The following is an 18,502-nucleotide window of genomic DNA, read 5'->3' on the forward strand; positions in this document are numbered from 1 at the left end:
CACGTTTTTATCAATGATTATTGTATTGTTTAGTTTTAATGTGATTACTAACATTCACGATAGTTATAATAGGGCTAAACAATATGAAAATAGTATCAGGCTTGGCAATCCTGATCAAATGGGCAATAAAGTAATATTTGATAAAGATGCAGATATTTCAAATTTAAGTAATATGAGTGATCAAGATTTAACAAAGCAAGGCGGTCAAATGTTAAATAATAGTTCAGCAGGTCAATTACTACAACAAGGTGAGCTTAAAAAAATAGATGCTTCTCAAGAATATGACATTAATTCTAAAAACCCCTTGATTATTAATTTAGCTAAGATTGAGGCAGATCCTTTAAAACATACAGAAGGAGATAGTTTTTCTAATAGCGAAATAATTACCAAAACAAAAATTGCTAAGAGTTGTATTGAAGGGGTAGATTTTACGGTTGATATAATTAGGAAGCTATATTTAGAAACAGAATTAATAGATAAATGGGGAGCATGGCAAGATAGAACTATTGATATATCTGGAGAGGAGATATGTAGGTTACATTACCACTTACTATATCCGGTTCATTGGAAAAAGAAACGCAATGGTATGCATATGCGTAGTGACATTGGCACTCAAAGTGAAGTAAGAAGTATTATTGCCCAAAAGCTAGGAGTAAATTTAGAACAAATTAGTGAAGAAATTGGTATTAATCCAAGGGGCAGCGGAAATTTAACTGAATGTAGAAGACATGAGGTAAAGTGGGATAAATATAATTTTAAATATAGATTTAGAGAAAAGGAAAAAGAATTTAAGGAAAAAGGAGAATATTGGCTTCTTTATCCAGAAGAATTAGAATCATTAATAGAGCATAATGAATGTCATGAGCTAGGTACGGTATGTTTAGAAAGAGGAGAGAAGATATTTTATGATCAATATCGGGTTAATCGTCCATGCTGGAGTGAGCAAATTAAATATCAATGTAGTAGCGAGCCAAAAGATGGGTGTCATCATTTAAAGAAGCAAGGTTGTGAATTAAAAAGTAGTAACTGCATTAAGCAAGCCTCTAGTATCTGTTTGCAATGGAGGCGAGATTATAGCTGTTACATTAAGGAAAAAGAGCTGAGTTCTTCTATTGCTGGAGCTCGAATGTTTTGTTTAGGAGGGGATTGTCATACTGCAACTATTGCACCAAATACTGATATGGGAAATGTTGGGTATCTTGCAATGTTAAATGAAATGAAAAAAGATATGCAGACAAATCCGATGATGGTTTTTAAAGGTACAAGCGATAATTGTCGTAAAACAAATATCGGTAATTTTCTTAATTGTTGTTCCGGATTCAAAGGTTGGGGTAAGGATCTAGGGCTTAGCAGATGTAATGCAGAAGAACAAGCCTTAGCCTTAAAAAGGGCAAAAGGTCAGTGCTACTATGTTGGTACATATTGTGCTAAGAAAGATCCTATATTTAAGAAATGTATTACCAAAAAATCTACTTATTGTTGTTTTAATTCAAAACTTGCACGAGTATTTCAGGAACAAGGCAAAAAACAATTAGCTATTGGTTTTGGCACGGCACAACATGCTAATTGCAGGGGGTTTACAGTAGAAGAGCTGCAAAGAATAGATTTTTCTAAAGTGGATTTAGAGGAGTTATTTAGTGATTTACTTGATCATGCTAAAAGTAAAATGTATAAGAATTTTCCGCAGCAACTAAAAAACCAGATGCCTATAATGCAACAACAAAGATTTAATAATAATCATACTGATTCAAATTTATCCTATTAAAATGATGAAGTGGCTGGTAAACATAGCAAATAAATTATTACTAGCCATTACATTACTAGTAATTAATTTATGGTTATTAATCAATGATTGGTCAAATCATGCATTTGCTGGTACTATGGAGTTAGATAGTAGTAATCAATCACTTTCATCTGAGAGATGAAAGTTTGTCTATAGCGACTAGAAGTCGAGAATCAAGCTAAAGCTTATTCCAGTCTTATATTAGTAGTCATTGCTGGTTCATGAGCATCAGTATGTCTATTAATATATTCATTAATCATGTCATCAGTCACATTGCCACTAGTCGAACTAAAGTATCCTCTTGCCCATAAATGTCTACCCCAATACTTTTTTCTTAATATTGGAAATTCTTCTTGTATCTTTTTTGACGATCTTCCTTTAGCTTTTTGCACAAATTCACTTACTTTAATATGAGGTGGTATATTGGCAAATATATGTATATGTTCGCTTGATATTACTCCATTTTCTATTTTAATATTGAGCTCTTCTGCAACTAATGCAATAATTTCTCTCACTCGCTTTTTGATATCATAGGTTAACACCTTGTATCGATATTTTGTAATCCACACTATATGATAGCGATGATAGTAAACTGTGTGTGATTTGTTGCTGTATTGAGTCATGGTGCTTATGATGCTAACGCATCATGGCGCACATGGCAAGCTAAAGCTTTTCCATCTGGAAGATGGAGGTTTTAACCACCAAAGGGACTATAAAAATGAAATGATCAGGTTTAATGTAAATAATCAGTTTTGGCAACAACCTCAAGGGTTTTTATGGTATAACGAGGATCATGCTTACACGCTAGAAATATTAAAATTTTCTCAAGATAAAAAAAAGCAAGAGCCAGAACTTGAGCCTTATGATCAAAGGATAGAAGCTTTAAAGAAAGAATTTAATAGGGCTAAGCGTAAAGCCTTAGATGATCCCACTCTTGAAAATATCATCATAGCTCAAAGACTGCAAAAGCAGATTATGGAGAAAGCACATAAATTTGCTACTATGTGGCAACTAGCAACGATATTAGATCATCAGCTGAGTAATATTAATGAACCGACCAATTCTTTACATAAAAGATTGTATGAGGAAAAACAAGGACAAGAAAATGATTATAAACTGAAAAAATTAGCAAAGAATTGGGGATTAATTTTACAGATAGCTACTAACTGTGCTTATTGTCATTGCTAAAGTAAAGGGGACCACTAAATTGCACGAAAAAGGGACCAGAGAATTTGGTGTAACCTAATAAGGTTATAATGTGCAATATTCACTAGATAATTAATTAAAATAAATATCTAGTGATACAATGATAAGAATAAATATGTACACAACAATTATCACCCTTTATAAGCAAGGCAACAGTCAAAGAAATATTGCCAAACTAACAAGGATAGACCGTAAAACAGTAAGAAAAATAATAAATCGTTACGTAGAGTCTGGTACAGAATATCCTGCACCCTATGAACGATCTTCAGCACTGGATTCTTGGCACGAACAAATAATTGAGTTATTAGAAAAGAATCTAAGTTACATAAGAATTTTTGAAGAGTTAAAAATTCAAGGTTATACAAAAAGTTATGGTTCGCTAACCCGTTATATCAAAAAATATAAGATTCAGAATAACAGTTGCATTCGTTTTCATACTTTAGCAGGAGAGGAAGCACAAGTAGATTTTGGTGACATAGGCTTACAGTATAATGCCCAAGGGCGTAGAGTTAAAGCATATGTGTTTAATATGCGTTTAAGCTATAGTCGCCTTGATTATTATGAAGTAGTGTTTGATCAAAGTTGTAAAACATGGATACAATGTCATATCAATGCATTTAATTATTTTGCTGGTAGTCCAAAAGTAATAAAACTTGATAATCTTAAAGCTGGGGTGGTAGATAGCAATTTCTATGAGCCTGTATATCAGAAGGAATACAAACGTTTAGCTGATCATTATGGGATTTTACTTTCTCCTTGTCGTATATATCAACCTCAAGAAAAAGGCAAAGTAGAATCAGGCATAAAGTATGTCAAAAATAATTTTTTTGCTGGACGTAAATTTCATAGATATGAAGAATTAATACACGATCTTGCAAACTGGTTAAATAAAGCAAATAACCGAATACATGGTACTACTAAAAAAATTCCTCAGGAACTATTTGAGCAAGAAGAAAGTAATAATTTAATGCCCTTACCATTAGAAACGTTTGATTTATCATCGTGGCATAATCGAAAAGTAGCAAAAGATTGTCATATCACCATAGATAATAATTATTATTCCGTACCAGCAAAATATATATACAGTGAAGTATTGGTACAATTATCACCAAACCTTGTTCAAATATTTTCTATACAAAATGATTTAATAGCAAGGCACGTTAGAGTAGATGGCAAAGGAATATTTACCACTAATCCGTCTCATTATGCCAAATATAAACGTCTATGCCCAGGTTTTATAGAATATAGCGAACATTATCAACAACAAATGCAGCAGATAGGCAATAATTGCAGTTTATTATTAGAGTTATTACAACAAACACGAGTAAATGATTGGCAACGTTGTGCCAGAGGTATTATTTCTTTACGTAAGGTTTACAATGATGAGTTAATAGATAAAGCCTGTCATAGAGCATTACATTACGGTATAAGTTCTTACTCTAAAATTAAGAATATCTTAAATAGTAATGCAGTAAACTTACCATTGCCAGAGTTTGGAGGTCAGAATGCAGAACTTGCTTAATGACCTACGTAGTTTTAGATTATCAGGTATAGTCAATAGCTTAAATGAAAGGATTATTTATGCTCAAAATAATAAACTAGGATTTAAAGAATTTCTCTCACTATTATGTGAAGATGAAAAATCTCACCGTAAGGATAATAATTACCGTCGTCGTAAAAATGCTGCTAAATTACCGGTAACTAAAAATTTAGAAGACTTTGATTTTCAGTTCCAACCAAGTATTGATACCAAAGTAATAAGTGATTTATCTACTTGTGATTATATTAATACTAAGGGCAATGTCATATTCATAGGTAATTCTGGAACTGGCAAAACTCATCTTGCTATTGGATTAGCATTAAAAGCTTTAACACGAGAATACTCTGTATATTTTACTACGGTATCGGATATGCTTTATAATTTACATATTGCAAGAGCAGATAATAGCTATCACAAAAAAGTTAAATTACTCTTATCATTTGACTTATTAATTCTTGATGAGTTAGGTTTTAAGCAATTACCAAAACATTCAGTAGATGATTTTTTTAATATTATTGCTAAACGATATGAAAATAAATCTACCATTATCACCACAAACAAGGATTTTGAAAGATGGAATGAAATATTTGCTGATGAGTTATTAACTCATGCAATTATTGATCGAGTAGTACATCATGCACATATACTAAACATCACAGGTAAAAGTTATCGTATTAATAACTATAAATCTGGAGGTAATATGACATAAAAAATTTTAAATAAAGTGGTCCCTTTTTTACGTAATTTAGTGGTCCCTTTTTATTTGACAATGACACTTATTGCAAAGCTTTTGCTCCTATTGTTAAACAATTTGCTAATAAATATGGTTTTCAGTTAATTTTTGTTGGTGGAAATGAAGAGAAGTTTCAGGATGTTACAACGGTTAAAGACACAGGATTACTAAAAAAATTAAATCCTGAAAATATTGTACCAGTGTTGTATTTAATAGCAAGTGATGGCAGGCAAATATATCCAATTGTAAGAAGCATTGTTAGTGAAGATAAGATCATTGACAATATTTTAACAATAGATCAGCACTATTATAACTTAGGTTCTGCAGAGGTAAGGCATGAGTAAGGGTTACAGTAGTATTATTACTTATCTTGTTATAATTTCTGCATTATTGATAGACTCTTATAACTCTTACGCCTGGGACTTAAAGGATGTATTTGAAGGGATGAGTGTTAATGTAACGAAACCTGGTGCATATCAATCTCAAGCTGCCGGCTATTATGCGGCAGGAGGACTATCAATGCGGACAAATAAAACAGCTTTTAATCCGATCTCTATAACTCCGCCAACACTGACCATGAGCTGTAGTGGTATTGATTCTTACCTTGGCAGTTTTTCGATTATTTCAGGAGATGAGCTAGTACAGCTAATGAAAAATATTGGTACGCAAGCAAAAGCTTATGCATTTTCATTGGGCCTTAAGACCTTTGCTCCGCAAATAGAAAATGCCCTGAAAGATTTAAGAAATCTTGCTATGGAAATGAATCAATTTGCTAAGGGCGATTGTGAAATGACTAAAGCTATTTTCGCTTCCATTTTGCCTAAAGATTCAGCCATGAGAGAATCAGTTTGCAAGGATTTACAATCCAGCTCTGGCTTTGATTATTTTGCTGCCGGTAAAAAATGTCGTAGTGATTTAGAGCAGAAACAAGCTTTAGCGAATATCCAAAATAAAGATCCAGAGCTAATGCTAGATAATTATAATATCTTTACCAAAGCAGCAGAAAAAGCAGGGATTCCTGAAAATATGAGAAATGCCATTATGTCAATGACGGGAACTATAATAGTTCGAGATAATAATGTCTATTTCTTTGCATCACTTGCTCAAGATGAAAAGAGCTGGATTGCTCATTTAAAAGGCGGTGAATCTGCCTCAATTTATACTTGTGATAATATTCATTGTTTAAATCCAGTAATAAGACACAATATTACTATTGCTCCAGATCAATCATATCAAGGCAAGGCTAAAACCAAGCTAGATGAATTAAAGAGTAAACTGGCAAGCAACAATGAGTTTAGTAATGCAGACATATCTTTCCTATCTTCAATAGGGGAAGCATTTCCAATTTATGACTATATTACTTTAGAAGCAATATCAGGAGTAACTATTTTAGATAGCTCCTCAGAATTAGTGGCTAGTTACAGCTTGTTGCAGCATTTAAAGGAGGTAATCTCAGAAGTACGTAAAGCAGTTACCATGCTCAGATCAAAGCAAGTAGCAGATCATCATTTAACTGCTTACTTAAAAGCTTTAGATCGAGTGCAACTTTTTGCTCAAGAGAAATGGAGTAATATGCTAACAAGTAGTGATCAGATTGATAGAAGAGCAAGATTAATAGAACAACATTTAATAGCTAAAGAGAGGGCTTAAAAAATTAATTATAAATTAAAATTAGATGAGTAAGAAGATAAGCAGGTACAAAAATAAGCAAAGAAGATAAAAATATAAAAAGCATATGGCAGATTACGTAATACATACATTTGGTGGAGGAGATATATTATGGCAAATTTTTAATGGTATAGGAAGAGTATTTGCATCCCACAGTGAGTATTTTACACCAGTAGGTAAATTTGCTTTGACAATTGGTGGAATTTGGGCAGCAACTCGTGCTATTTTTAGAGGTAATATTGGTATTTTTGCCATGGAGTGGTTTTTTCCATCCTTATTTATTTTTATCTTTTTATTTGCTCCAAAAGCAAATGTATGGCTTAAGGATGAAATATCAATGCAGGCTCCTGTTAAAATTGATAATATTCCAATAGGAGTTGCTTTATTTGCCTCTATATCATCAAAAATAAGTTATTCCTTATCAGAAACGCTAGAAAAGCATTTACTACCACCTGATGAAGGGTTATCAAGCAGGAAGAATGGGATTATGTTTGGGGCAAAAGCTATTGGTAAAATCAAAGATATTCAAATAGAAGATCCAGTAACTTTAACCAACGCAAAAGAATTCTTAAGACAATGTTTTATGAAACCTTATATCATCGGCAATATTTTAGGCAAAAAAGCCGAAGCACAAAGAGCAAGTGACATCATTGCTTTTATCGAGCAAAATATGCCCAATAATTTTGGTATTTATTATAAAGATCCAAGTAATTCTGCTATTTCTTTTAAAACCTGCAGGCAGGTAACTCCTCTAATTAAGGCAGCTGTTAATAAAGAATTAAATGATGGCTTGTTGACTCAATTTGCAAATATCATAGGGATTACCTCTGATAGGCAAGAGATATTATCTAGCAGATTAAAAACTATGACCTCTGACACTCTAAAATATCTAAAAAAAGAACAAACAGATATTCATCAGTGGATGAGGCAAGCAATGTTGCTTAATGCTAATCGTGAAGCTTATGATGACTTGCGAGAAAAATTCTCACTTTCTAGAATATATCCTCAGTTAGTTAGTATGAATGCTACCCGCGGATTATTTCAGCAATCATTTTCTTACTTGGTTGCAGGAGAAATGGCAGCAAATATAATGCCTATCTTACAATCAGTATTTTTTGCCTTAGTAATTTGTCTCATTTTCGTAGTATTTCCAATGTCGATGCTGCCGGGCGGTTATACTTATAATGGTACCCAAAAACTAGACAAGAAAATAGAGAAAAGTAGGTATAATATCTCCTAGGAAAAGGAGCAAAAAATGAAAAAACAAGTTAAAAAATATAGTGCAGAAGAAAAAGCAAAAATAGCAATTGAAGCAATATCTGGAGAAATGACTATAGCTCAAATTACCAGCAAATATGGTGTTCACGCTAATCAGATTTATAAATGGAAGAAAGAAGCTTTAGATTTTATGGTTTCTGGATTTAAATCGAAATCTAAACAACAAGATACCGGCCAAGAAGATTTAATTAAATCATTATTTGAGCAAATAGGCCAGTTAACAGTTGAAAGAGACTGGCTTAAAAAAAATCTAGTATCTTTGGATTTAGAGGTTAGGAAAAAAATGATAAGTTATGCTTCAAATTTAACCATAGCAAGACAATGCAAACTTTTAGATTTAAACCGCTCAAGTTACTACTACCGAGCTAGGAATACCTTAGATGATAAGGAGTATAGAGTACTGAACAGAATTGATGAGATTTTTACAGAGCATCCCTATTATGGTACTAGAAGAATGTCTCATGTCCTAAAATCCGAAGGGTTAAATGTTAGTCGTAAGATGATAAGAAAATATTATAAAATACTTGGTATTGAAGCAGTATACCCAAAGATTAATTTAAGCCGTAGGAATCAGGCTCATAAAGTATACCCATATCTATTAAATAATATAGAGGTGGTTTGCTCCAATCAAGTTTACTGTGCAGATATTACTTACATAAGATTAAAGCAAGGTTTTGTATATTTGGTTGCTATAATGGATTGGTATAGTCGTTATATTTTGAGTTGGCGGGTGTCGATTAGTTTAGAAAATGATTTTTGTATTGAAGCTCTAAATGAAGCAATATCTATACATGGCAAGCCTGACATTTTTAATACGGATCAAGGAGTACAATTTACATCAAAAGATTTTACTCAAATACTTGAGCAACAAGGCATAGCTATTAGTATGGACGGCAAAGATAGAGCCTTAGATAATGTATTTATTGAACGTTTTTGGCGATCTTTGAAACAAGAGAAGATTTATCGTTTTGATCTTGAAACGGTACGTGAAGCAAAGATAGCTATCAGAGATTATATAGAATTTTATAATCAGCAAAGACCTCATCAATCGCTTGAATATAAGACACCTGAAATGATACATTTTGCAGAAAAACTAGAAAATTATCAAGAGGCTATATGACATAGAAAATGCAAACTTTACTTTGAAAAACCAATACATTAATACAGGAGAATTACACCTCTAAAATTTAATGTCATTGCTAAAGTAAAGGGGACCACTAAATTGCACGAAAAAGGGACCAGAGAATTTGGTGTAACCTAATAAGGTTATAATGTGCAATATTCACTAGATAATTAATTAAAATAAATATCTAGTGATACAATGATAAGAATAAATATGTACACAACAATTATCACCCTTTATAAGCAAGGCAACAGTCAAAGAAATATTGCCAAACTAACAAGGATAGACCGTAAAACAGTAAGAAAAATAATAAATCGTTACGTAGAGTCTGGTACAGAATATCCTGCACCCTATGAACGATCTTCAGCACTGGATTCTTGGCACGAACAAATAATTGAGTTATTAGAAAAGAATCTAAGTTACATAAGAATTTTTGAAGAGTTAAAAATTCAAGGTTATACAAAAAGTTATGGTTCGCTAACCCGTTATATCAAAAAATATAAGATTCAGAATAACAGTTGCATTCGTTTTCATACTTTAGCAGGAGAGGAAGCACAAGTAGATTTTGGTGACATAGGCTTACAGTATAATGCCCAAGGGCGTAGAGTTAAAGCATATGTGTTTAATATGCGTTTAAGCTATAGTCGCCTTGATTATTATGAAGTAGTGTTTGATCAAAGTTGTAAAACATGGATACAATGTCATATCAATGCATTTAATTATTTTGCTGGTAGTCCAAAAGTAATAAAACTTGATAATCTTAAAGCTGGGGTGGTAGATAGCAATTTCTATGAGCCTGTATATCAGAAGGAATACAAACGTTTAGCTGATCATTATGGGATTTTACTTTCTCCTTGTCGTATATATCAACCTCAAGAAAAAGGCAAAGTAGAATCAGGCATAAAGTATGTCAAAAATAATTTTTTTGCTGGACGTAAATTTCATAGATATGAAGAATTAATACACGATCTTGCAAACTGGTTAAATAAAGCAAATAACCGAATACATGGTACTACTAAAAAAATTCCTCAGGAACTATTTGAGCAAGAAGAAAGTAATAATTTAATGCCCTTACCATTAGAAACGTTTGATTTATCATCGTGGCATAATCGAAAAGTAGCAAAAGATTGTCATATCACCATAGATAATAATTATTATTCCGTACCAGCAAAATATATATACAGTGAAGTATTGGTACAATTATCACCAAACCTTGTTCAAATATTTTCTATACAAAATGATTTAATAGCAAGGCACGTTAGAGTAGATGGCAAAGGAATATTTACCACTAATCCGTCTCATTATGCCAAATATAAACGTCTATGCCCAGGTTTTATAGAATATAGCGAACATTATCAACAACAAATGCAGCAGATAGGCAATAATTGCAGTTTATTATTAGAGTTATTACAACAAACACGAGTAAATGATTGGCAACGTTGTGCCAGAGGTATTATTTCTTTACGTAAGGTTTACAATGATGAGTTAATAGATAAAGCCTGTCATAGAGCATTACATTACGGTATAAGTTCTTACTCTAAAATTAAGAATATCTTAAATAGTAATGCAGTAAACTTACCATTGCCAGAGTTTGGAGGTCAGAATGCAGAACTTGCTTAATGACCTACGTAGTTTTAGATTATCAGGTATAGTCAATAGCTTAAATGAAAGGATTATTTATGCTCAAAATAATAAACTAGGATTTAAAGAATTTCTCTCACTATTATGTGAAGATGAAAAATCTCACCGTAAGGATAATAATTACCGTCGTCGTAAAAATGCTGCTAAATTACCGGTAACTAAAAATTTAGAAGACTTTGATTTTCAGTTCCAACCAAGTATTGATACCAAAGTAATAAGTGATTTATCTACTTGTGATTATATTAATACTAAGGGCAATGTCATATTCATAGGTAATTCTGGAACTGGCAAAACTCATCTTGCTATTGGATTAGCATTAAAAGCTTTAACACGAGAATACTCTGTATATTTTACTACGGTATCGGATATGCTTTATAATTTACATATTGCAAGAGCAGATAATAGCTATCACAAAAAAGTTAAATTACTCTTATCATTTGACTTATTAATTCTTGATGAGTTAGGTTTTAAGCAATTACCAAAACATTCAGTAGATGATTTTTTTAATATTATTGCTAAACGATATGAAAATAAATCTACCATTATCACCACAAACAAGGATTTTGAAAGATGGAATGAAATATTTGCTGATGAGTTATTAACTCATGCAATTATTGATCGAGTAGTACATCATGCACATATACTAAACATCACAGGTAAAAGTTATCGTATTAATAACTATAAATCTGGAGGTAATATGACATAAAAAATTTTAAATAAAGTGGTCCCTTTTTTACGTAATTTAGTGGTCCCTTTTTATTTGACAATGACATTAAAAAATTTGTCTAGACAAAGGGTACCACCTCATTTTGTCGAAGCAGGTACTTTAGCAAAAATGCTTTATAAAAACAAACAAGCTGCTAATATTTGCTTTTCTGGATTACCATTGGTTAAAGATAGTGAGAGAAGACATATTCTTATTACCGGTACTACAGGTAGCGGTAAAACCAATATGATAAATGAGCTATTACCTCAGATTAGAAAAGAGTGTGGTAGAGCAATTATTGTTGATTTAACAGGTAGCTTTACTGATAGATTTTTTGATCCAAAATGTGATAAGATACTTAATCCTTTGCAAGAGAATAGTTCAGCATGGCTACCATGGAATGATTGTCATGAAATTTGGGATTATAATGATATGGCAAGTAGTTTTAGTAATTATAATCCAAAATTAGATGATTTTTTTGCTAAAAGTGCTGAGTTAGTATTAGCTGAAGGATTAAGATTATATCATGATAGCAAAGATATCAAAAAGCTAATAAATACTATTCTTTATGCAAATAATAAAGAATTTGTCAGTATCTTTAAAAATAGTGCAGTAGCCGGTATAATTAGCAGTAGTGCACCTGAGACTTCTTCAGGTATTCAAGCAACTGTTAGTAAAAATATTGAAGTGTTGCAACATTTAAAGCCTAAAGGTGAGTTTAGTATTAGAAAGTGGTTTACTGCGGACAAAGGTTGGTTATTTATCACAGCAACTCCTAATCAAAGAGTAATGCTTCGACCACTTATTGCTGCATGGATTAGCATAGCGATAAAAGCATTAATGAATAGGAACATCAATAATACTCATAGTAATATGTGGTTTGTGATTGATGAGCTGCCAGCTTTACAAAAGATATCTTCACTCCCTATAGCTTTAGCTGAAAGCAGGAAATATGGTGGCTGCGTTGTTGCAGGCATGCAGAATATTCATCAATTAGAGGAGATATATGGTTCTGCAGGAGCAGCTTCAATGCTTGATTTATTTGGCAGTAAATTTATTTTTCGAGTAAGTGATCAGCAGACAGCACATAAATCAGCTTTAATGCTTGGTGAGCAAGAAATTATTGAAACTCAAGAGAATCTCTCTTATGGTGCTAACTCCATGCGTGATGGAGTAAATATGCACAGCTTAGAGAAAAGGAAATTATTAGTAATGCCATCTGAAATTATGAATCTAGAAGATCTTACCTGCTATGTAAAACTTGTGGGTAATTTCCCTATTACTAAACTTAAAATGAATTTACAAACTTGATTTAAATCTAAAAATATAAAACCATTTTAATGGTATTTTCAAAAGATTTCAATTGTTTGATGGAGGGGAATACCTTATAAAGAAAAATCCTATTATAATGCCCCTTTAAATCGCTAATTTAGTATTACGAGTTTTAGAGGTAAGCTGTGTATAAAAAACTTTTTTGTTATTTCAGAATTTTTATAAATGATTTTTCAAACAGCAGAGTAAATTTTACAAGAAATATGTTTACTCTAAAGAACTAATAAAAGCTTCATCAAGACCGGTTACACTAGAAATTAAAGCAATATTACAACCTTGGGATAATAGTTTTTTTGCTATTTCAACTCTTTCCTCAGCTTTTCCTTCAGCTTTTCCTTCAGCTTTTCCAATTTGGATACCTTTAGCTTCACCAACTTGTAAGCCTTCAAGAATACCTAACTCTTTTCCTTCTTGTTGCCAATGCTCTGCTAAACTTCTCATAAGCCTTGTTCCTATTTCCGGATTCAACTTTGTTGATAATAAATTCTTTAGCTTTATTTTATCAGCTTGCTCTATCTTTGTCAAAGTATAATATAATATCATTTCTAGATAATCATAACCTATCGTTATTTTGGTTAATTCCGGTAATATATCCGATATTTCTTGCCATCTTTTTAATAACTCTCTCTCATGTATATGCTTGAGAAAAAATTCTAATATCCCTGACCATATCCTTTGTTTAAACTCTTCATCAGGAATTTCATGGACATTCACTAACTGATAATCATTAATCCATAATTCTCTTGCTAATTTGTTATTGGCAAATAAATCCCACAAATTCCTTGCAACATTGTATTTCTCCTGACCATTGTAAAATATCATCGGGTATATTAATGGTAAAGTCTTAGCTTTAGGATTTTGTATTAAATATCGCTCACAAATATTAATCATATATTTAAAAAGCCTAAAAGCCATAAAATGATCTGCTTTTGATTGATGCTCGACAAGCAAAAATAAGTATCCGTCTTGTTTATCAAATTTGCATGAGAATAAAACATCAGAGATAGAATCTTTTAAAGAGCTTTCTACAAAAGTGGTATTTTCCATTGCTAAACTAGGAAAATCTATTAAACTTTTAATATTTGCGGGCAAATGTGCATTAAAGAACTCATGGGCAACTAGAGGATTCTCTAGTGCCTTACGAAATATCTTATCATGCTTAGCTTTCTTTGTGCCTTTATCTGGATCACCCAGCAGGTTTCCCTGTTCACTCATATATTTATATTTTTTAACTTGATAAAATATTATTACACTACACTCTAAACTCTTATTCCTTGATTTAGCTTGATCTCAGATACTTGCTTTACCGCACTTTTTATTTCTTTAGCTATTTCTGAGCTTGGACTTATATACTGCATTACTTGTTTATCCCTTCCTATAGCATTTAAGTAATCTTCAGGAACGAGATGGCTTTTGCCTTGAAAATCATGTACTACTATATCACAAAATTTTTTATCACCAAGATTATAATTAGGATCAAATTTATTCTGCATAATTTGTAAATCTTTCTGTATCTTCTGCTCTATTGCTGCTATGCAAATCTTGTTACTATAAGCAGTACAAGAATCTATACCTTTTTCTCTGTAGATTTGCATAGCAGTATTGATATTTTCTGCTGTGCCAAACTTTGCTAGAGCTTTTATTTGCTGTTGCTGCAAATTATTTAGTTTATTATTATCGTTATTTGCAAATTTTGAAAATAATAATTCTATAGACTGAAATTGTGATTTTCTATCATCACTTGCTTTTAAGGATGATTTAAGTTCTGTTGCCTTGCTAGCTGCTGTTAATTTTATTATTTCAGGCTCTATAAGCTTTTTTATAGATTCTGCCCCTTGGGATTTTAACATATCGTTAAAATCACCTTTTTCCGGTGGTCGTATTATTGCTACCACAGCTCCTTGCCTAATTAATTCGTCCTGAGCCTTAATGACAGTATTAACTGATACTGCATCTTTGCCATCATTATCAGCAGCAATTATTATTCTCTCACCTTTGATAGGCTCATAGTTTCGGATGTTACTTACACCTAAACTACAAAGCATTTTGCCCTTAATACCAGCTTCTGCAATGCTTAAAGTTGTCTCGAGCCCCTCTGCTATAATCGTTACATTACTTGCTGAATTATTGCCATCTTTACTGCTTTGTACGTTCCTGCTTTGTACGTTCTGCTGTTCGTTAGTTTTATTAATCTCAACAAAAGAACCTCTGATTCTACCAAATGAACGTTTATTAACCTCAATATCAGCTTTATTATTTGTTTCTTTGTTTAAATAAATTGATTGTCCACCGGTAATATTACCATCTTTATTTCTAGCAAAAGCAATTAATGCAGGATAATATTGTTTGCTATTACTGTCCCACATCATATTGGTTCTAAGATCGTTACTTAGTTGGTATCTTGTTAATACTTCTTTAATCCCACGATGTTCTGATAAATATCTTTTTGCTACATTATTGGGCATAGAATATTTTATAGCATCTGATTTTTCATATAATCCTATAGCTCTCTTAATTTTTGCTATTTCAGCCTCTTGCTCTGTTTGAGTTTTAATTTGTTGATTTTTGTCTGCTGCTAAATTTACTTCTAGATATTTACCTCCGTTGGTTGACATACCAACCATATCTTGTAAATATTTCTTAGCTTCTACAAAATCACAATTTTTTTCTCTTTGTACTAAGGTAAATAAATCTCCTCCCTCTCCTTTACTAAAATCATACCAGATACCGGCTTTACTGCCACCTATCTTCATCGCTATTTTACCATCTTTCTCCCAGCGGAGTAACTGGCTATTTGATAAATGCTTATTTGGACTACCAAGTAAGCTTCGTCCTATTTCTTCAGCTTTAAATGATAATTTTTGTTTTAATTCCAGTGCTTTTTGTTTATTAATAGAATTATAATCTATTTTATTCTTTGCCATAATATCCTCTTGTAACTTAACACTGATTGTTGTATCTTGTTTATTACAATTCGTAAGGTTATAAGAAGAGCTTTTCCGCTCTTCTTGGGCTTTATGGCTTGTGGCAAAATTTGTGCTAGTGCTTCTTAGGATTTCTGCTACTTTAGCAGATGATCTTGATCTCACTCTTAAGTGGTAATAGTTATCATTACTGTGTAATCTATCCTTAATATCTTCTACTACCCCTTTAAACCAATCACCTACTTTATCTATAATATTAGGACTCTTATTTTCTTGATCTTGAATCGCTACTAATTCTTCTAAAGTTTTAAAATTAATGCTAGATAGCCTATTATCTATTTTGCTAAGTTGCGATATTAAACTGGCCATATTCCTGGTAGCCTTCCTATTATAATAAAATTTTACTTCTTCTATGTGCCTTGTCATGGCTACATAAGAATTTCTGCTATTTCCTGCTAGATTATGTAATACATAGACATCTTTAATTGAGGCTCCTTGTGCTTTATACACTGTAGAAGCATAACCATGTTTAAAGCTTACATCTTGAGGATTAAATTCTATTTCTTTTCCGCTATCTGTTTTAGCAATAAACTTATCGTTACTGACGAGAGTTATCGTTGCAAATTCACCATTTTCTATTTGTAAATCTTTATTAGTTGTTTTAAACAAAATACGATCTCCTGCCATATAATCTTCATACTGCTGAGCTGGTAGATAGCATCTATATTCTTGACCAGTAAGCAAGCCTTTAGCTTTTAGTAACTCCCTGATCCCTTGATTAATACTATCTACTTCAGCATTACGCATGGTAATTATTAAACGCTCATTTAGAGCAAATTTGCTGTTACTCCAATCATTAATTAATCTTGCCATTGATTCTTCTAGCGTATGATCAATCTTTAAACATTTATGCTGTTCTAGTAACCGCAGACCACCAGCAATATCTGATTTTGCAAAGCATGAAGCCATTTCTTTTGCCCACACTTTACTCTGCCTTCTAATGTTACTTAATTCATATGAGCCAAATTTACTAGCTAATACTGTAAACATTCCTCCTCGCTCAACGGAAGTTAGTTGTCTCTCATCTCCAGCCAGTATTAGATTACAATTATTACTCCTTGCTACTTTTAATAATTCTAAATAATCACTATTACCTACCATCCCTGCTTCATCTACTACTAGCAGGCTGTTTCTTGCTAGATCAGCTTTACCATTATACAATTTAAATAAAAATCCTTTTACTGTATGACATTGCCGGTAACCTTTACTTTTAAGCTCCGATGCTGCTTTATGAGTAGGAGCGAGTCCTATAATATTTTGCCCATGGTTAGTGGCAATTTTATAAGCTTCAGCAAGTACTTGTGACTATAATGGTACCCAAAAACTGGACTACTAAAATGCTAGAATGAGATATAATTTTCAGATACAAAAGAGAAATTATATGTCCAAAAAAGCAAAACAATATAGTGCAGCAGAAAAAACAAAGATAGTTTTAGAAACAATAAAAGCTGAAATGACAATAGCTCAAATTAGTAGCAAATATGGAGTTCATCCGACACAAATACAAGCATGGAAGAAAAGAGGTATAGAAAATTTAATTAGTGGTTTTCAAATTAAGCCACAATCTAAGGATCCAGATCATCAGGATTTAATAAAACAATTGTATGAACAAATAGGCCAGTTAACTGTTGAACGTGACTGGTTGAAAAAAAAATCTACATTGTTTGGACTTGGCAATTAGAAAAAATATGGTAGATAAAGAGTGTAGTAATCTAAGTATCGCTAGGCAATGTACTCTACTGTTTATTAACAAATCTAGCTATTATTACAAGCCACAAGGCTTAACCCAAAAAGACTTAAAAATAATGCAAGTGATTGATGAAATATACACACAGCATCCTTACTTTGGAGCAAGAAGAATGTCTGAGCACCTTGTACCATTGGGCATCACAATTGGTCGCAAGGCAGTAAGTCGTTATTATAGAATAATGGCTATTGAAGCTATCTATCCTAAAATGAACTTAAGTAAGCGCAATCAAGCTCATAAAATATATCCATATCTTTTAAAAGGAGTTGAAATTATTAAAGTAAATCAGGTATGGAGTACAGATATCACTTATATTAGAATGGCACAAGGATTTGTATATTTGGTAGCAATTATTGATTGGTTTAGTCGTTATATTGTGAGCTGGAAGGTGTCTATTAGTTTAGAAAGTGACTTTTGTATTGATGCACTTGAAGAAGCAATAATAAAATATGGTCAGCCTGAAATCTTTAATACAGATCAAGGTTCTCAATTTACATCAAAAGATTTTACAGATAAACTAATTAAACGTGAAATCAAAATCAGTATGGATGGTAAAGGCAGAGCCCTAGATAATGTATTTATAGAAAGATTTTGGCGTTCATTAAAACAAGAAAAAATATATTTGATGGTTTTAAATACTGTCAAGGAGGCAAAAAATGCTATAACTGATTACATAAATTTTTATAATAGAAAAAGAATGCACCAGTCATTAGAATATCTCACTCCAGAACAGGTGTATTCTACAAAAATTATTGAGTAAA

12 protein-coding genes and 5 pseudogenes are annotated in these 18,502 nt (G+C 32.1%); 14 read left to right on the plus strand and 3 right to left on the minus strand.

Annotated features, from left to right (window positions below; all coding sequences use genetic code 11):
- Window positions 1-13 precede the first annotated feature (13 nt).
- The gene (locus tag AAGD54_RS02175; protein WP_341794390.1) at window positions 14-1,765 is read left to right on the plus strand and encodes a conjugal transfer protein TraN; all 1,752 of its coding nucleotides are present in this window, start codon (window positions 14-16) and stop codon (window positions 1,763-1,765) included.
- Window position 1,766: 1 nt separating this feature from the next.
- Window positions 1,767-1,925, plus strand: coding sequence for a hypothetical protein (locus AAGD54_RS02180; protein ID WP_341794898.1), 159 nt, complete (start codon window positions 1,767-1,769; stop codon window positions 1,923-1,925).
- Window positions 1,926-1,968: 43 nt separating this feature from the next.
- On the opposite strand, the gene tnpA is transcribed toward AAGD54_RS02180, so the two are convergent.
- Window positions 1,969-2,406, minus strand: coding sequence for an IS200/IS605 family transposase (gene tnpA / locus AAGD54_RS02185; RefSeq protein WP_341794397.1), 438 nt, complete (start codon window positions 2,404-2,406; stop codon window positions 1,969-1,971).
- A 100-nt stretch (window positions 2,407-2,506) separates the two neighbouring features.
- Between tnpA and traF (AAGD54_RS02190) the strand changes: the two are divergent.
- The 10 genes and pseudogenes from traF (AAGD54_RS02190) to AAGD54_RS02235 form a co-directional block, all read left to right on the plus strand.
- Window positions 2,507-2,962: pseudogene (gene traF / locus AAGD54_RS02190) on the plus strand (conjugal transfer protein TraF); the annotation flags it as partial.
- 142 nt (window positions 2,963-3,104) lie between these two features.
- Window positions 3,105-4,511 (plus strand): IS21 family transposase, encoded by a 1,407-nt coding sequence (gene istA / locus AAGD54_RS02195; protein ID WP_341794291.1) that lies wholly within the window; start codon window positions 3,105-3,107, stop codon window positions 4,509-4,511.
- Window positions 4,495-5,238 carry an IS21-like element helper ATPase IstB gene (gene istB / locus AAGD54_RS02200; protein WP_341794290.1) on the plus strand — a complete coding sequence of 248 codons (744 nt, stop codon included), beginning with the start codon at window positions 4,495-4,497 and terminating at the stop codon, window positions 5,236-5,238. The genes istA (AAGD54_RS02195) and istB (AAGD54_RS02200) overlap by 17 nt, the downstream gene beginning before the upstream one ends.
- A 68-nt stretch (window positions 5,239-5,306) precedes the next feature.
- Window positions 5,307-5,606 (plus strand): annotated as a pseudogene (gene traF, locus AAGD54_RS02205) (conjugal transfer protein TraF); the annotation flags it as partial.
- On the plus strand, window positions 5,599-6,912 hold the full coding sequence (locus AAGD54_RS02210; RefSeq protein WP_341794444.1) for a conjugal transfer protein TraH: 1,314 nt from the start codon (window positions 5,599-5,601) through the stop codon (window positions 6,910-6,912). The pseudogene traF (AAGD54_RS02205) and the gene AAGD54_RS02210, both read left to right, overlap by 8 nt.
- An 85-nt stretch (window positions 6,913-6,997) precedes the next feature.
- A pseudogene (locus tag AAGD54_RS02215) lies at window positions 6,998-8,110 on the plus strand (conjugal transfer protein TraG N-terminal domain-containing protein); the annotation flags it as partial.
- A gap of 75 nt (window positions 8,111-8,185) precedes the next feature.
- Complete coding sequence (locus AAGD54_RS02220; RefSeq protein WP_341794899.1) at window positions 8,186-9,328, plus strand: IS3 family transposase; 1,143 nt, start codon at window positions 8,186-8,188, stop codon at window positions 9,326-9,328.
- 216 nt (window positions 9,329-9,544) lie between these two features.
- Window positions 9,545-10,951 carry an IS21 family transposase gene (istA, locus tag AAGD54_RS02225; protein WP_341794291.1) on the plus strand — a complete coding sequence of 469 codons (1,407 nt, stop codon included), beginning with the start codon at window positions 9,545-9,547 and terminating at the stop codon, window positions 10,949-10,951.
- Window positions 10,935-11,678 carry an IS21-like element helper ATPase IstB gene (gene istB, locus AAGD54_RS02230; RefSeq protein WP_341794290.1) on the plus strand — a complete coding sequence of 248 codons (744 nt, stop codon included), beginning with the start codon at window positions 10,935-10,937 and terminating at the stop codon, window positions 11,676-11,678. The genes istA (AAGD54_RS02225) and istB (AAGD54_RS02230) overlap by 17 nt, the downstream gene beginning before the upstream one ends.
- A gap of 102 nt (window positions 11,679-11,780) precedes the next feature.
- Window positions 11,781-12,989 (plus strand): annotated as a pseudogene (locus tag AAGD54_RS02235) (type IV secretion system DNA-binding domain-containing protein); the annotation flags it as partial.
- Window positions 12,990-13,217: 228 nt separating this feature from the next.
- Here the strand turns inward: AAGD54_RS02235 and AAGD54_RS02240 are convergent.
- The gene (locus AAGD54_RS02240; RefSeq protein ID WP_341794900.1) at window positions 13,218-14,225 is read right to left on the minus strand and encodes an Rpn family recombination-promoting nuclease/putative transposase; all 1,008 of its coding nucleotides are present in this window, start codon (window positions 14,223-14,225) and stop codon (window positions 13,218-13,220) included.
- 44 nt (window positions 14,226-14,269) lie between these two features.
- Window positions 14,270-17,299, minus strand: a pseudogene (locus AAGD54_RS02245) (AAA family ATPase); the annotation flags it as partial.
- Window positions 17,300-17,375: 76 nt separating this feature from the next.
- On the opposite strand from AAGD54_RS02245, the gene AAGD54_RS02250 reads away from it, so the two are divergent.
- Together AAGD54_RS02250 and AAGD54_RS02255 are read left to right on the plus strand one after the other, a co-directional pair.
- Complete coding sequence (locus AAGD54_RS02250) at window positions 17,376-17,675, plus strand: transposase (RefSeq protein ID WP_341794311.1); 300 nt, start codon at window positions 17,376-17,378, stop codon at window positions 17,673-17,675.
- A 7-nt stretch (window positions 17,676-17,682) separates the two neighbouring features.
- The gene (locus AAGD54_RS02255) at window positions 17,683-18,501 is read left to right on the plus strand and encodes an IS3 family transposase (RefSeq protein WP_341794310.1); all 819 of its coding nucleotides are present in this window, start codon (window positions 17,683-17,685) and stop codon (window positions 18,499-18,501) included.
- Window position 18,502: the final 1 nt, after the last annotated feature.

The sequence above is a fragment of the Rickettsia endosymbiont of Rhinocyllus conicus genome (assembly GCF_964026465.1).
Classification (GTDB): Bacteria; Pseudomonadota; Alphaproteobacteria; order Rickettsiales; family Rickettsiaceae; genus Rickettsia.

What these genes read in the sequence shown, in the direction of transcription:
- istB (WP_341794290.1), top strand. Translation starts at nt 10,935, where the DNA reads ATGCAGAACTTGCTTAATGACCTACGTAGTTTTAGATTATCAGGTATA.
- AAGD54_RS02210 (WP_341794444.1), top strand. Translation starts at nt 5,599, where the DNA reads ATGAGTAAGGGTTACAGTAGTATTATTACTTATCTTGTTATAATTTCT.
- tnpA (WP_341794397.1), bottom strand. Translation starts at nt 2,406, where the DNA reads ATGACTCAATACAGCAACAAATCACACACAGTTTACTATCATCGCTAT.
- AAGD54_RS02240 (WP_341794900.1), bottom strand. Translation starts at nt 14,225, where the DNA reads ATGAGTGAACAGGGAAACCTGCTGGGTGATCCAGATAAAGGCACAAAG.
- istB (WP_341794290.1), top strand. Translation starts at nt 4,495, where the DNA reads ATGCAGAACTTGCTTAATGACCTACGTAGTTTTAGATTATCAGGTATA.
- AAGD54_RS02250 (WP_341794311.1), top strand. Translation starts at nt 17,376, where the DNA reads ATGTCCAAAAAAGCAAAACAATATAGTGCAGCAGAAAAAACAAAGATA.
- istA (WP_341794291.1), top strand. Translation starts at nt 9,545, where the DNA reads ATGTACACAACAATTATCACCCTTTATAAGCAAGGCAACAGTCAAAGA.
- AAGD54_RS02255 (WP_341794310.1), top strand. Translation starts at nt 17,683, where the DNA reads ATGGTAGATAAAGAGTGTAGTAATCTAAGTATCGCTAGGCAATGTACT.
- AAGD54_RS02220 (WP_341794899.1), top strand. Translation starts at nt 8,186, where the DNA reads ATGAAAAAACAAGTTAAAAAATATAGTGCAGAAGAAAAAGCAAAAATA.
- AAGD54_RS02175 (WP_341794390.1), top strand. Translation starts at nt 14, where the DNA reads ATGATTATTGTATTGTTTAGTTTTAATGTGATTACTAACATTCACGAT.
- istA (WP_341794291.1), top strand. Translation starts at nt 3,105, where the DNA reads ATGTACACAACAATTATCACCCTTTATAAGCAAGGCAACAGTCAAAGA.
- AAGD54_RS02180 (WP_341794898.1), top strand. Translation starts at nt 1,767, where the DNA reads ATGATGAAGTGGCTGGTAAACATAGCAAATAAATTATTACTAGCCATT.